The sequence below is a fragment of the Rhizobium sp. P2_G2 genome, assembly GCF_056403555.1.
Genome location: NZ_JBFUFF010000133.1, coordinates 1 through 14919 on the forward strand (window position 1 = coordinate 1; position 14919 = coordinate 14919).

General features: G+C 61.2%; 11 protein-coding genes. 5 read left to right on the forward strand and 6 right to left on the reverse strand.

Annotated features, from left to right (window positions below; genetic code table 11):
- The first annotated feature begins 153 nt into the window (after nucleotides 1-153).
- Nucleotides 154-1113 carry a DUF1402 family protein gene (locus AC1D06_RS38315; protein ID WP_477990822.1) on the forward strand — a complete coding sequence of 320 codons (960 nt, stop codon included), beginning with the start codon at nucleotides 154-156 and terminating at the stop codon, nucleotides 1111-1113.
- 30 nt (nucleotides 1114-1143) lie between these two features.
- Complete coding sequence (locus AC1D06_RS38320; RefSeq protein WP_477990823.1) at nucleotides 1144-2535, forward strand: cytochrome P450; 1392 nt, start codon at nucleotides 1144-1146, stop codon at nucleotides 2533-2535.
- Here AC1D06_RS38320 and AC1D06_RS38325 read toward each other — a convergent pair.
- Nucleotides 2501-3049, reverse strand: a complete 549-nt coding sequence (locus AC1D06_RS38325; RefSeq protein WP_477990824.1) for a hypothetical protein — start codon at nucleotides 3047-3049, stop codon at nucleotides 2501-2503. The genes AC1D06_RS38320 and AC1D06_RS38325 overlap by 35 nt on opposite strands.
- A gap of 145 nt (nucleotides 3050-3194) precedes the next feature.
- Between AC1D06_RS38325 and AC1D06_RS38330 the strand changes: the two genes are divergently transcribed.
- Together AC1D06_RS38330 and AC1D06_RS38335 are read left to right on the forward strand one after the other, a co-directional pair.
- Nucleotides 3195-5192, forward strand: coding sequence for a hydantoinase/oxoprolinase N-terminal domain-containing protein (locus AC1D06_RS38330; protein WP_477990825.1), 1998 nt, complete (start codon nucleotides 3195-3197; stop codon nucleotides 5190-5192).
- 101 nt (nucleotides 5193-5293) lie between these two features.
- Nucleotides 5294-7468, forward strand: a complete 2175-nt coding sequence (locus tag AC1D06_RS38335) for a malate synthase G (RefSeq protein ID WP_477874584.1) — start codon at nucleotides 5294-5296, stop codon at nucleotides 7466-7468.
- A 146-nt stretch (nucleotides 7469-7614) separates the two neighbouring features.
- Here the strand turns inward: AC1D06_RS38335 and AC1D06_RS38340 are convergent, their stop codons facing one another.
- On the reverse strand, nucleotides 7615-8274 hold the full coding sequence (locus AC1D06_RS38340) for a L,D-transpeptidase (protein WP_477874582.1): 660 nt from the start codon (nucleotides 8272-8274) through the stop codon (nucleotides 7615-7617).
- Between the two features lie 183 nt (nucleotides 8275-8457).
- Between AC1D06_RS38340 and AC1D06_RS38345 the strand changes: the two genes are divergently transcribed.
- Entirely contained in the window at nucleotides 8458-8973 is a 516-nt protein-coding gene (locus tag AC1D06_RS38345; RefSeq protein ID WP_477874580.1) for an MmcB family DNA repair protein, read from the forward strand.
- A gap of 3 nt (nucleotides 8974-8976) precedes the next feature.
- Here the strand turns inward: AC1D06_RS38345 and AC1D06_RS38350 are convergent, their stop codons facing one another.
- From AC1D06_RS38350 to lhpI, 4 genes are all read right to left on the reverse strand, one after another.
- Nucleotides 8977-9546: an ActR/PrrA/RegA family redox response regulator transcription factor gene (locus tag AC1D06_RS38350; protein ID WP_477874578.1), complete on the reverse strand. Its 570-nt coding sequence runs from the start codon at nucleotides 9544-9546 to the stop codon at nucleotides 8977-8979.
- A gap of 72 nt (nucleotides 9547-9618) precedes the next feature.
- Complete coding sequence (locus AC1D06_RS38355) at nucleotides 9619-10902, reverse strand: ActS/PrrB/RegB family redox-sensitive histidine kinase (protein ID WP_477874576.1); 1284 nt, start codon at nucleotides 10900-10902, stop codon at nucleotides 9619-9621.
- Nucleotides 10903-10933: 31 nt separating this feature from the next.
- Nucleotides 10934-13396, reverse strand: coding sequence for an ATP-dependent helicase HrpB (gene hrpB, locus AC1D06_RS38360; RefSeq protein ID WP_477990826.1), 2463 nt, complete (start codon nucleotides 13394-13396; stop codon nucleotides 10934-10936).
- A 5-nt stretch (nucleotides 13397-13401) separates the two neighbouring features.
- The gene (lhpI, locus tag AC1D06_RS38365) at nucleotides 13402-14361 is read right to left on the reverse strand and encodes a bifunctional Delta(1)-pyrroline-2-carboxylate/Delta(1)-piperideine-2-carboxylate reductase (RefSeq protein WP_477874572.1); all 960 of its coding nucleotides are present in this window, start codon (nucleotides 14359-14361) and stop codon (nucleotides 13402-13404) included.
- Between the last annotated feature and the right edge of the window lie 558 nt (nucleotides 14362-14919).

Below are 14919 nucleotides of genomic sequence, written 5' to 3' on the forward strand. Positions count from 1 at the left end.
GCCGTTGAAATGCCTCGAAGGGCTAAGCCAAGTCCTGCAACACACAATCCAGCAAGACATTCCCCACCCGATGGGACAATCCGCCTCTTGATTTTGACACGATTGCGGGCCATTCGCAGCGCGGAACATGATCTTGAAGGGCGGATTCCCATCTTGCGCCGTTTGCTGCTGACTTTCGTGGCCGTGATCGGCCTTGCCACGTCCATCACCGGCACCGCCCGGGCCGTCACCATCGTGCCGCCGGGCAATCGCCATGCCGAGCAGCCGGACATTCCGGGCGCCTCGTCGCGCCGCACCAAGGCGGGCCATACGACCTTCGAGCACAAATATGAGAAGGTCCGTGATCTCCTCGCCAATGACCCGGATCTCGTATCCAAGATCAAGATGACGGCGCGGGCCTATCATATAGACCCGATCCATATGATCGGCGCCCTGGTCGGCGAACACACCTATAATGTCGACGTCTATGACAGCCTGCAGCAATATTACGTCAAGGCAGCGGCCTATGCCGGCAATTCCTTCCGCTTCGCTTATAATGACGAGAAGATCGATGACTTCATTGCCCGTCCGGAATTTGCCGAATGCAACGGCAAGTCGGGCTCTTATGCCGTCTGGACTTGCCGCGAGCATGTCTGGCAGCGCAAATTCCAGGGCAAGACGGTGAATGGCGAAAGCTTCCCCAACAACCGCTTCTCGGCCGTGTTCTTCCAGCCTTTCTATGCCGGCCAGACGTTTGGGCTCGGCCAGATCAACCCGCTGACGGCGCTTGAGCTCTCCGATCTGGTCACAAAAATTTCCGGTTATCCGAAACTCGATGAAAGCGATGCATCGGGCGTCTATTCGGCGATCATGGATCCGGACAAGTCGCTCGCCTATATGGCCGCCTCGATCCGCATGTCGATCGACGACTACAAGCGCATCGCCGGCATGGACATTTCCAAGAATCCGGGCGTGACGGCAACGCTCTACAATGTCGGCGATCCGGCCGAGCGTGCTGCGGCACTTGCGGCGAAGAACCGGGGCCGCGCGGCGGGCGATATCGTCCTGCCGGAAGAGAATTATTACGGCTGGCTGATCAACGACAAGCTTGAAGAGTTGAGGCGGCTTCTCTAATTTCGAGTTCGGAGGGGAAAGGACAATCTGATGGATATGCGCCTCGAACCCTTCGAACCACCGGCCCCCGTTCCGCGCACCATCCCGCCATCGCGGCTTGAAATCATCAAGGTCGTGTTTCGCAACCCGCTGGAGCTCTGGGGTCAGCCCAGCTACACGCTGCCCTATATCCAGGCGAAATTCTTCGGCCAGCTGACCACCATCGTCAATCATCCCGGCCTGATCAAGCATGTGCTCGTCGACAATGCCGCCCAATACGGCATGCAGCCGATCCGCCAGATGGTGCTCCGGCCGATCCTGCGCGACGGGCTGCTAACGGCGGAAGGCGATGTCTGGAAGCGCTCGCGCAGGGCCATGGCGCCCGTGTTCACGCCGCGCCATGCCCGCGGCTTTGCCGGGCAGATGCTGAGGAAATCTCAGGAATTCGTTGAGCGCTATGAAAAGCCGGCTCGCGACGGCACCGAGATCAACATCGCCGTCGGCATGACCGAGCTGACCTACGAAATCCTTGCCGAGACACTATTCTCCGGCAATATTGCCACCGGTACCGAAGGTTTTGCCGATCGGGTCGATTCGCTGCTGCACAATATGGGCCGCATCGATCCGATGGATCTGCTGCAGGCGCCCGCCTGGGTGCCGCGCCTGACTCGGATTTCCGGGCGCAAAGCGCTGACTGGTTTCCGCGGCATCGTCTCCGAGACAATGGATATGCGCCGCGCCGACATGGATAGCGGCAAGCCGGTCCCGGACGATTTCCTCACTTTGCTGCTCAGGCAGGAAGGCCCGGACGGGCTGACGCACGACGAAATCGAGGACAATATCCTGACCTTCATCGGCGCCGGCCACGAGACGACGGCCCGCGCGCTTGCCTGGACGCTCTATTGTGTCGCCGAAAGCCCGCATTTTCGCACGCTGATGGAAGAGGAAATCGACCGGGTGCTGGCGGAAGACGCCGAGCCGGTCGATTGGCTCGACAAGATGCCGCATGTACGTGCTGCCTTCGAGGAAGGCCTGCGCCTCTATCCGCCGGCACCATCGATCAATCGTGCGCCGCTCGAAGACGACCATTGGACTGATGAGAATGGGCGGACGATCACGATGCCGAAGGGGCAATCGGTGCTGGTCATGCCCTGGACGCTGCATCGCCATACGCTTTATTGGGATAAGCCCAGGCATTTCATGCCGGAACGCTTCCTGCCTGAAAACCGCGACAAGATTCATCGCTTCCAATATCTGCCTTTCGGCGCCGGCCCGCGTGTCTGCATCGGCGCGACCTTCGCCCTTCAGGAAGCGGTGATCGCGCTTGCCGTGTTGATGCACCACTATCGCTTCGACGTCACGCCGGAGACGAAGCCCTGGCCGGTGCAGCGCCTGACGACACAGCCGCTCAACGGGATTGCGATGACGGTGTCGGCCCGCTGAGCTTCGATTCGGGCTTGGCGATCTTCTTGATCCGGGCGCAGGTTCCCTCGCCGACATTGTCACAGGGACGATAGGTGATGATCTCACTGCCGGCGCCGTCTTCCCAGACGACCTGGACGGTTATCGTCTTGGCTTTGCCCGGCTTCATCTGCAGATAGGTGTACCTGCCGTCGTCGTCATTATCAGGCATGTTATATGGCTGCTGCGGATCGCATGTGCCGAGCGGAAAGCGCTTGTCGAGCTTGTCGCTGTTGATCGAATAGCGGACTTCTTTCAGCCGGCAGCGCATGGTCTGCAATGGGGTGAAATAGATCAGTTCCTTTTCGGCGAAATTGCGGAACTGCACCCAGCCCGGCTGACGATTGGCATCGAGCATGGCTTTATAGATCTGCATGTCCGGCAGTTGCGGTGCATATTCGTCGCCGTTATCGTCCTGCTGCGCCAGCGCCGGGCAGCTGAGTGCCAACAACAATCCAGCCGCAACCATGCTTGTCCACGTCTTCGTCGGTCTCATTCCGTCGTCCCCATGTCGGTTTTCACCCTAGACTGCCGCATCCGGGTCTGGCTTTGCCTGCCGAAATCCCCTAAGCCATGCCGCGACGGCATGGTCCTTTCAAGGCTTTCTGCTCCTTTGCAGCATTTCTCAACGGTATAACGGCGTGGCTTCGCGATTTCTTCTCGGCATCGACACTGGTGGAACATACACGGATGCGGTGCTCTTCAGCCCCGAAGAAGGGGTAAAGGCCAGGGCCAAGTCGCTGACCACCCGCCACGATCTCTCCGAGGGCATCAAAGGCGCAGTCGAAAACGTGCTCACCCAGACGGGCACCGATCCGTCTTCCATCCGCCTTGCGTCGCTGTCGACCACGCTGGCCACGAACGCCCTGGTCGAGGGTCAAGGCGGTCGCGTTGGTCTGATCATGATCGGTTTCGGCCCGCAAGACCTGGAACGCGATGGATTGAAGGCTGCCCTTGGCACCGATCCTGTGATTTTTCTCCCGGGCGGCCACAATGTCCATGGGCATGAGACGCCGCTCGATCTCAACAATCTCGAAGTCCAGATCGATTCGCTCGGCAATTCCGTCACCGCTTTCGCGGTCGCCGGCTATTTTGCCGTCCGTAATCCGGCGCATGAACTGCGTGTTCGCGAATTCCTACGCGAAAGAACCCATCTGCCCGTCACCTGCAGCCATGAACTCTCGTCGAAACTCGGCGGCCCGCGCCGGGCGCTGACGACGCTGCTCAACGCCCGGCTGGTGTCGATGATCGACCGGCTGATCGGCTCGTCGGAGGATTTTCTTCATGCGCACGGCATCAATGCGCCGCTGATGGTGGTGCGTGGCGATGGCGCGCTGATCTCTGCCGCCGAGGCACGGCTGCGCCCGATCGAGACCATTCTCTCCGGCCCGGCTGCAAGCCTGGTCGGCGCGCGCTTTCTCACCGGCCTCGACGATGCGGTGGTCTCCGATATCGGCGGCACGACGACCGATGTGGCCATCCTCGACGAAGGTCGCCCGCGTCTCGATGAGGAAGGCGCCGTCGTCGGCGGCTATCGCACCATGGTGCAGGCTGTGGCGATGCGCACCTATGGCTTGGGCGGTGATTCGGAAGTGCATGTGAATACGCGCGGCCTCGAAGGCGCTCTGACACTTGGCCCGCGCCGCATCCTGCCGCTCAGCCTTGTCGCRCATCTGCATGGCAACGAAATCATCGACGCACTGGAGCGGCAGATGAAGGCCGTGCATGCCAACCGGCATGACGGCCGATTCGCTGTCCGCTCCGGCCTGCCGGACCGATTCGCCAGCGGCTTGTCGACGGCGGACGAAACGCTCTATCAAAAGATCGGCAGCAAGCCGATCGCGCTCAACGACCTGCTGATAACCTCGATGCAGAAGGCTTCGCTCGATCGGCTCGTGGCGCGCGGCCTCGTGCATGTCTGCGGCGTCACGCCGTCGGATGCCATGCATGTGCTTGGCCGGCAGGGTCAGTGGAATGCCGAAGCGGCCCGGCTGGGGCTGGAATTGGGCTCGCGCGCTCGCGATGGTTCGGGCAAGCCGATTGCTGGCTCGGCGGAAGAATTCGCCGAAAAGATCGAAAAGCGGATGACGCGGCAGTCCTCCGAAGTGATTCTTCAGGCAGCACTCTCCGAGGACGGCGTTGAAGGGGTGAACCCGGCAAATTCGGTGCCGGTCGATCGGGCGCTCGGCCGCAAGTCCGGCGTGGTGCACTTTGCCCTGTCGCTCGACCGTCCCTTAATCGGCCTCGGCGCCTCGGCGCATGTCTATTATCCGGCCATTGCCGACATGCTGAACGCCGAATCGGTCATTCCCGCCGATGCCGGTGTCGCCAATGCCATCGGCGCAGTCGCCGGCGAGATCAGCCAGACGGTCACGGTGACGGTGACCTCGCCGGAAGAGGGCATCTATGTGATTTCCGGTGCCGGCCAGACCGAGCGCATGATCGGAGAGACACAGACGTTCGAACTGGCCCGCGGCCGCGCTAAGGAAACGGCGATCGAAATGGCGATCCTGAGCGGCGCCGACGAACCGGTCGTGCGTTTTCACGAGGAGATCGACGCGCCGGAGATCGAGGGCAGCCGCAAGCTGGTCGAAGCCCGTTTCACCGCCACCGCATCCGGCCGGCCAAAAATCACCTGACATTTATTCCCCTAGGGAACAAATCCTGCACGGTGCTGCTCCATTGACTGTAAACCCGTGATATTCCACCTTCAGGCGATAGTCTTGAAGGGATGAATGTCATGGAAACGGTGGAACAGCACGGCTTGAAGATCGATCGGGAGCTCTATGATTTTCTCCTGACGGAAGCGCTGCCCGGCACCGGTGTCTCGCCGGACTACTATTTCAAAAGCATCTCGGACATCATCCACGATCTCGAGCCGAAAAATCGCGCGCTGCTGCAGAAGCGTGACGCGCTGCAGATGAAGCTCGATGATTGGTACAGGAAGAATGGCGCTCCGTCGGACATGGCGCGTTACGAAACCTTCCTGCGCGATATCGGCTATATTGTGCCGGAAGGCGCGCCATTCGCCATCGGCACCGACAATGTCGATCCGGAAATCTCGCGCATTGCCGGCCCGCAGCTCGTCGTGCCGGTCATGAATGCCCGTTACGCGCTCAACGCCGCCAATGCCCGCTGGGGTTCGCTCTACGATGCACTCTATGGCACGGACGCCATCCCCGAGGACGACGGTGCAGAGAAAGGCAAGGGCTACAATCCCGCCCGCGGCGCCAAGGTTATTGCCTGGGTGCGGCGCTTCCTCGACGAATCGGTGCCGCTCGCCGGCGGCAGCTGGCAGGGGGTGACGTCGCTTGTGATTCGCGACGGCGCCTTCCTCGTCGTCAATGAAATCGGCGAGACCGGCTTGCGCGATCCGGACCAGTTCGTCGGCTATCTCAGCAATGATCGCGCCAAGTCGCAGATCCTGCTGCGCCAACATCGTCTGCTGATCGAAATCCGTGTCGATTCGCGAAGTGAAATCGGCAAATCCGATCCGGCGCATATTTCCGATGTCTGGATCGAATCGGCGATCACCGCGATCATGGACTGCGAGGATTCGATCGCCGCCGTCGATGCCGCCGACAAGGTTGTCGTCTATCGCAACTGGCTCGGCCTGATGAAAGGCGACCTGACCGAGCAGGTCTCCAAAGGCAGCAAGACCTTTACCCGCAGCCTCAACGATGATGTCGACTATCTGACGCCGGAGGGCGGTTCGATGACGGTCAAGCGCCGCTCGCTGATGCTGGTGCGCAATGTAGGCCACCTCATGACCAATCCTGCCATCCTCGACAAGCATGGCAATGAGGTGCCGGAGGGCATTATGGATGCCTGCGTCACGGCGCTGATCGCACTCTATGACATCGGCTTGCATGGCCGCCGCAAGAATTCCGCCGAAGGCTCGATGTACGTGGTCAAGCCGAAGATGCATGGACCGGACGAAGTGGCCTTTGCCTCGGAAATCTTTACCCGCGTCGAGCAGATGCTGAAAATGCAGCCCAACACGATCAAGATGGGCATCATGGACGAGGAGCGGCGCACCACCGTCAACCTCCGCGAATGTATCCGCGCGGCAAAGGACCGTGTCGTTTTCATCAATACCGGCTTCCTCGATCGCACCGGCGATGAGATTCACACGTCCATGGAAGCCGGGCCAATGATCCGCAAGGGCGACATGAAACAGGCGCCGTGGATCTCGGCTTACGAGAACTGGAATGTCGATATCGGCCTGGAATGCGGCCTGTCCGGTCATGCGCAGATCGGCAAGGGCATGTGGGCCATGCCGGACCTGATGGCGGCAATGCTGGAGCAGAAGATCGCCCATCCCCGCGCCGGCGCCAACACCGCCTGGGTACCGTCGCCGACCGCCGCCACCCTGCACGCCACGCACTATCACAAGGTCAATGTTGCGGCGGTCCAGGAGAAACTCAGGGATCGCCCGAAGGCCAAGCTGCAGGACATTCTCAGCGTCCCCGTCGCTCCGCGGCCGAACTGGACGCCGGAGGAAATCCAGGCGGAAATCGACAACAATTGCCAAGGTATTCTAGGCTATGTCGTGCGTTGGATCGACCAGGGTGTCGGCTGCTCGAAAGTACCTGACATCCATGATGTCGGCCTGATGGAAGACCGTGCGACCCTGCGCATTTCCGCCCAGCATATGGCCAATTGGCTGCATCACGGCGTCATCAGCGAATCACAGGTGCTCGAGACCATGAAGCGCATGGCTGCTGTGGTCGACCAGCAGAATGCCGACGATCCGCTCTATCGGCCGATGGCGCCGCATTTCGGCCAATCGGTCGCCTTCGAGGCGGCCGTAGAACTGGTGATGAAAGGTCGCATCCAGCCGAACGGCTATACCGAACCGGTGCTGCACAAGCGGCGGCTGGAACTGAAGGCCAAGCTGGCGCGAGAAGCATGAAGCCGTCGTCTTCGGCGCCGGCCATGGCGTCTATGTCCGCATCGTTCGGCTGACGCCGGAAGAAAAGGGCATTGCCGCAGCAACCATGGCAAAACAAAAGGCCGCCGGATCGCTCCGACGGCCCCGTTCCTGCGCCTTGCGGCGAATCACATCACCACGACGCGCGCATTCTTGCCCGGACGGACACGGTTATAGAGGTCGATCACGTCCTGGTTCATCAGGCGGATGCAGCCCGACGAAGCGGCGGTGCCGATCGAAGCCCATTCCGGCGTGCCGTGCAGGCGGAACTGCGTGTCGTGACCCTTGTCGTCGAACAAATACATGGCGCGGGCGCCGAGCGGATTGGTGATGCCGGGGTCCATGCCCTTCTCGACATATTTGGCCACTTCCGGCTTGCGGGCGGCCATTTCCACCGGSGGATGCCAGTTCGGCCATTCCTGCTTCCAGGCGACGTAAGCCTCACCCTTCCAGGCAAAACCCTGCTTGCCGACACCGATGCCGTAGCGCATCGCCTTACCATTGCCCAGAATATAGTAGAGGAAGCGATCGTGGGTATCGACGACGATCGTGCCGGCCTTGCGGTCCGTCGGATAATCGACGATCTGGCGGTGGTACTTTTTGTCCACGCGCTTGATCGGAATGGCTGGCAGCGCATAGCCGTCGTCGGTAACCTTGCCGTAAGAATCAGTGAAGATCTTGTCGGTTTCGACCTTTGCCGTCTCTGTCGAGGTCGATGTGGTGGAGCAGGAGGCAAGGCCCATGGTCAGGAGTAGGCCGAATGCCGTAATCGCGTTGCGGATGCGCATATGATTCTCTTGGCTTGCAGGGTGGAGGAAGGATGGTTGGGAGCCCATCTTTGAGATAGGTTTATTTTCGATCGGATTGCTATTTGCAAGCAGATGCGAAAGCGCTGAAACCAGCCGCTGCGGCAATAAAATCCGCCATGGCTTTTTTGCAACATTTGCGCCTTCGGAGCGCCCGGAATATCGATGGCGATCATTTCTCTTCATGGCGACAATCCGCTCAAGGATGGAAGGCAGTCTGAGCGCGCACTCTCGGTGCGTCGCGGCATGCAACGTCTGCTCTATGATATGAGGCATGCGACCTTGCCCGAGCTTGGATTGTCGAACGGCAGACGGGCCGATATCGTCACTTTGTCGGAAAAAGGCGAGATCTGGATCGTCGAGATCAAATCTTCGATCGAAGATTTCCGCGTCGACCGCAAATGGCCGGATTACCGCGCCTATTGCGACCGGCTGTTTTTCGCCACGCTACCGGACGTATCGGCGAACATCTTTCCGGAAGAATGCGGGCTATTCGTTTCCGACAGCTATGGCGCGGAGATGATTCGGGATGCGCCGGAACATCGCCTGTCGCCGGCGGCGCGCAAGGCGATCACGCTCAGTTTTTCGCGCATCGCTGCCGCAAGGTTGATGCATGCCGAATGGGCCGCTGACCGGCTCGGCATTGCCAATCCGAACGAAGGTGGCGAAGATATTCTTTAAAGGCTACTTCGGCGCGCGCTTGGCGAGAATGCGCTGCAGCGTGCGGCGATGCATGTTGAGCCGCCGCGCCGTTTCCGAAACATTGCGATCGCACATTTCATAGACGCGCTGGATATGCTCCCAGCGGACCCGGTCGGCTGACATCGGGTTCTCCGGCAGTTCCACCTTGTCGCCCGCCTTGCGCGTCAGCGCCGCAAAGACTTCGTCGGCATCGGCCGGCTTGGCGAGATAGTCGAGCGCGCCGAGCTTCACGGCCGTCACCGCAGTGGCGATGTTGCCATAGCCGGTCAGCACCACGATACGGCTGTCGTCGCGGCGAGAGCGGATCGCCTCGATCACGTCGAGCCCGCTGCCGTCGCCCAGCCTCAGATCGACAACTGCATATTTCGGCGGCCGCGCCTTGGCCCTGGCAACGCCCTCGCTGACGGTCTCGGCGGTCTCGACTTTGAAGCCGCGAATTTCCATCGCCCGCGCCAGCCGTTTTAGGAAAGGTGCATCGTCCTCGACGAGCAGCAGCGAGCCATCCGCACCGATGACATCCAAAGAATCGGTTCTGGTCACTGTGTCGTCCATGGTCATACGCCTTTTTTAATCAGACTGTTTTGCTCACAAATATAGGAGCGGCACCCGGTTAGCCAACCGAAATCAGGTTGAAACATCCATAAATTCACGCTTCCAGGTCACGGTGACGCGTGCGCCCGGCGAATTTTCGAAGGTGAGTTCCGCTCCGGACCGTTCCAGTAGCGTTTTGGCGATGAACAGGCCGAGCCCCAGGCCTCCGGCCTTGGCTTGCGGACTGCGACGGGTGACATAGGGTTCGCCGATGCGCTGCAGGATGTCCGGCGCATAGCCCTCGCCATTGTCCTCGATGGTGATCCGCACGATCGCCGGGTCGTGATAGACGCGCACGGTGACTTCGGTCTTGGCGTAGTCGACGGCATTTTCGATCAGATTGCCCAGGCCATAGAGGATGCCGGCATTGCGGCGGCTGACCGGCTCGCCCGCCCGCAAGTTTTCCTCGACCACTGTGATCTCGATGCCGAATTCGCGATGTGGCGCCGTGACCTCCTCGATGATCGAGGAGAGCGGCATCTGCTGCATATGCTGTTCGCTGCCCGAGGAGAGAGTCGAGAGCCGCTTCATGATGTCCCGGCAGCGTTCGCTTTGCGAGATCAACAACTGGACATCGTCATGGAAACGGTCGCCGGGCGCCAGTTCGCGGCTCATCTCTTTGGCAACGAGCGAAATAGTGGCGAGAGGCGTTCCGAGTTCATGGGCGGCGGCGGCTGCGAGCCCGTCCAGTTCGGAAAGATGCATTTCTCTTTGCAGCACAAGTTCGGTCGCCGCGAGCGCCTCTGAGAGCTGGCTCGCTTCCGACGACACCCGATAGGAATAAAAGGCGGCGAAGGATGTGGTGCAGACGATGGCGAACCATATGCCGGCGAGCAGCAGCGGCTCGAACGGCACTGTCGTGCCCGGATACCAGGGCAACGAGAAAGGGGAAAAGGCTAGCGCGGTGATGCAGAGCACGGCGACGAGGACGAGCCCGAGACTGTCCCGCAGCGGCTGCGCCGTGCTTGAAATGATCACCGGTACCGAAATCAGCGAGGCGAAAGGATTGGTCAGTCCACCCGTCACATAAAGCAGGGCGGCGATCTGCAGGAGATCGAAGGCGAGCAGCGCCAATGCCGCTGGCGGATCGAGGCGCCATGTCGAAGGATAGGTGAACTGCAGCCAGGCGTTCACCAGGGCCAGGAGCGCGATAAAGATGATGCAGGCCACGACGGGAATGGAGAACTGCAGTACCACGGCGACAATGAAGATCGATATCGCCTGACCCACCACAGCCAGCCAACGAAGGCGAATCAACGTCTCGAGCCGGAGCTTGCGCCCCTCCGGATGTTTGATCACCGCCGTCTCAACCGCCATGGCCTTCACCAATCACTCTATATACGGGCGCCTATGTACCACGCGGTTTGGCGCGTGTCGTGGGCGGCGCCTCGGCCGGATTCTCCGGCCAGGGGTGTTTTGGATACCGCCCGCGCATGTCGGCCCGCACGTCTCTCCAGGACCCGGCCCAGAAGCCGGGCAGGTCGCGCGTCGTCTGGATCGGCCGGTGTGCGGGCGAAGTCAGTTCGAGCAGCAGTGCAATGCGGCCGCCGCCGATGGAGGGATGGGCCTTGAGCCCGAACAGCTCCTGTACCCGGATCGAAATCGCCGGCTCTCCGCCGCTATAGTCGACCGCATGGCGATTGCCGGCCGGCGACTCGAAATGTGTCGGCGCCAGCCGATCAAGGTCGCGGCGCAATTCGTGCGGCACGCGACTCATCAGCCCTTCATAAAGAGCGTCCGCGCCGATCGAATCCATTCCTTTTATCTCGGTGACGAACGGCATCAGCCATTCTTCAAGCGATTCGGCGAGTGCCTCGTCGCCGACATCCGGCCAGGGCTCGCCGAGCCCGCGATGCAGGAAAGCGATTCGCTCCCTCAATTGCAGGCCGGCTTTGGAAAAAGGCAGGGCGCCGATGCCGATTTGCCTTATGCCTTCTGCCAGTGCCTTCTCCGCACTTGCTCCAGTCGGCCTTGCCAAAGGCGATTCGTCGAAGATGATGGCGCCCAGCCGTGTAACGCGCCGCGCCCGCACCTGCCGGCTCGCGGCATCGAAAAAACTCTGGTCCTCGCGCCGGATTGCTCCCGGCAATTCCTCTTTGATTTCCGCTCGGGAAATCTCTGCGGCGGCGAGCACCCGCTGCGCAACTGCCCTGCCCGTCAGGTCGGCGACAACCAGCATGTCTGCCCGCGCCATCCGCTCCGTTTCCGGCAATTCCGCCCCGCGGCCATTGGCCATGACGAACCGGCCGCGCCCGCCACGTTGCAGCGCGATCCGGTCCGGGAAGGCATGCACCAGCAGCCGTCCGGCTGTGGTCGGCTCCGCCGCACGCCGGGTTTCTGCTAGTGATTCGGCAAGCCGCTTCGCCAGTCGCCTCGCCGATTCGGCCCGCTCGCCACGCTCGTTGCGGAATCGCGACAGCCGTTCATCAAGGTCTATCGAAGTGCCGCCCAGCCCCTGCTCGGTCAGCAGCACGGCGAGTTCGCACGCCGCCAGCCCATATCCGTGATGTGAGGCTGACACCGCCATCGCCGCCAGCCGCGGCGGCAAGGCCAGATGACGAATGAGCCGTCCATCCGCGGTGATCGCCCCGCTGCTGTCGAGCGCTCCGAGCGAGACCAGCAGGTTGCGCGCCTCCGCAATCGCCGGCGCCGGCGGATAGTCGAGAAAGGAAAGATCGCGTGGATCGCCGACCCCCCAGGAAGCCAGGTCGAGCAGGAAGCCGGAGAGATCGGTCGCCAGGATTTCCGGCGGCGTAAACGCTTCCAGCGCCGCATTCTGCCCGGCAAGCCAGAGCCGGATCGCGATCCCTGGCTCCGTACGTCCGGCTCGCCCAGCGCGCTGGTCCGCCGAAGCGCGCGACACCCGCCGGGTCTCGAGCCGTGTAATCCCCGTAGCCGGTTCGAACATTGGCAGCCGCTGCAAGCCGCTGTCGATGACAAGGCGCACGCCGTCGATGGTGATCGAGGTTTCGGCGATCGAGGTCGCCAGCACGATCTTGCGCTGTCCCTGCGGCGGCGGCTTGATCGCCTGGTCCTGCTCAGCCTGGGAAAGATTGCCAAAGAGCGGCGCGATGATCGTCTCCGGCCCGAATCGCCCTTCCAGCCGCTCAACCGTACGGGTGATCTCCCGCTGACCCGGCAGGAATGCGAGAACCGAGCCGGATTCGCTCCGATAGGCTTCGGCGATGACCTTCGCCATCACATCCTCGATCGGCTGGGCCGAATCACGGTCTTGGTATCGGATATCGATGGGAAAGGCGCGGCCGAGGCTCTCGACAATGGGCACCCCGCCCATCAATTCGGCGATCCGCGCCGTATCGAGCGTCGCCGACATGACCAGAATCCGGAGATCGTCGCGCAGCGCCCGCTGCACGTCGAGCGCCAGCGCAAGTCCGAAATCCGCATCGAGCGAGCGTTCATGGAATTCATCGAAGATCACGCCGGCGACGCCGGCAAGCTCCGGATCATCGAGAATCATCCGGGCGAACACACCCTCGGTGACCACTTCGATGCGTGTCCTGGCGCTGATTCGCGAATCAAGCCGCATCCGGTAACCGACCGTCTCGCCGGTCTTTTCACCGAGCAGGCTCGCCATGCGATTCGCCGCCGCGCGCGCCGCAAGCCGGCGCGGCTCCAGGAGAATGATCTTGCCGTCCTTGCGCCAGGGCGCGTCGAGCAGGTGAAGCGGCACGATCGTCGTCTTGCCGGCGCCCGGCGGCGCAGAGAGCACGGCGGAAATGCCCGATTCGAGCGCGTTGCCAATCGCCTCAAGCACATCGGAAACCGGATAATGCGGCAGGTCCCGGCTCATGCGGCTCAAAGCTCCTCGGAAGCCTTGTATTCGTACTGCTCGACAGCCAGCATTGCCGCAGCCAGGTCTTCAAGGCTGGCGCCAACCGATTTGAACAGGGTGATCTCATCCTCCCGCGCACGGCCCGCATGAGCGCCGCCGGCCAGTTCAGCAAGATCCGCCGCGATATCGTCGGCGGAAATAACGCCGGCCCGGATCGGTTGGATGATATCGCCCGCTTCCGACAATGTTCCGGCCCGCGTATCGACGAAGATCGTGGCGCGCTTCACCGCTTCGTCATCGCTTTCCCGCATCGATGGTTTGAACGCCCCGATCAGATCGAGATGCGCTCCGGGTTTCAGCCATGCACCCTGTATCAATGGGGCCTCAGATAACGTGGCGCAGGAAATGACGTCTGCCGAGGCGGCTGCAGCCGCGAGATCGTCGGCCACGGTTGCCTCCAGGCCGAGCCGGGCCGCGCGGTTTGCCAATTCCCGGGCCTTCTGCGCATCCCGTCCCCAGATCATTACCTTATTGATGGGCCGCACGACCGAATGCGCCTCGATCAGATTGAGCGACAGCCTGCCCGTCCCCACCATCAGCATGACAGCGCTATTCTTGCGCGACAAATAGCGGGATGCGAGCGCGGAGGCGGCCGCGGTGCGCCGCGCTGTCAGCTCACCGCCATCCAGCACTGCCAGCAACTCGCCGGTCACCCCCGATGTCAAGAGATAGGAGCCGTGGATGGAGGGCAGGCCGCGCGTAACATTGCCGGGAAACACCGACACCAGTTTGACCCCGACATAACGGCCCGGCACCCAGGCCGGCATCAGGAGGAGCGTCGCCGCGGGCTCGCCGGGAACATCGACGGCATGATGATGGCGCGCTGGCGCGGCCGCCCCGGAACGGAACATGGCGTTCAGGGAATTGATCAGCGCAGGAAAGGGCAGCTTATTCTTGGTTTCGGCCTCGTCGAGCACCAGCATTTCAGTCCCCTTCCGTCTTCGTGCGGCGTCAAGAAACGGAATTTAGCACCCGCGCGAACCGCTTTCATTGCCGATAGCCAAAAGTCCTATAAATTTCGGTCTGCGAATGAGAAAAATTGCGCTCAGATGCGTGGGGAAATCGTCAAAATTAGAGATAACCATTTATTTTCAATGGGATGAAAGAAAATCCACTTTCTCGAAAAAAGTTCGTTGACTCCCCGAAAAGCCAAGCCTATAACCCCGCACATCGAACGGGGCGGCGGTTGCTTCTGGCGGCCAACGAGCTCGCTCCTGCAAAACGGTTAAGACTGTGGCGCTGGAGACTAGATAGAGAGCAGACTACCAAGACATTGGTGAGCATGCTTTGACCGGGGATAGCAGGGATGTTGTTTCTGGGGACGAGGTTTTTTCGTCTGATCTTTGACATTGTTGGTTAAGAAGAAAGAGAGACGTGGACGGCGGGTGTCTGCGGTGGCGGAAGGTCGAAAGGCTTGACGTTACCGAAAGAGACTTTGGCCAGTCTACGTTTTGAAATGAGAAGACGAAAGCTCGATTTTG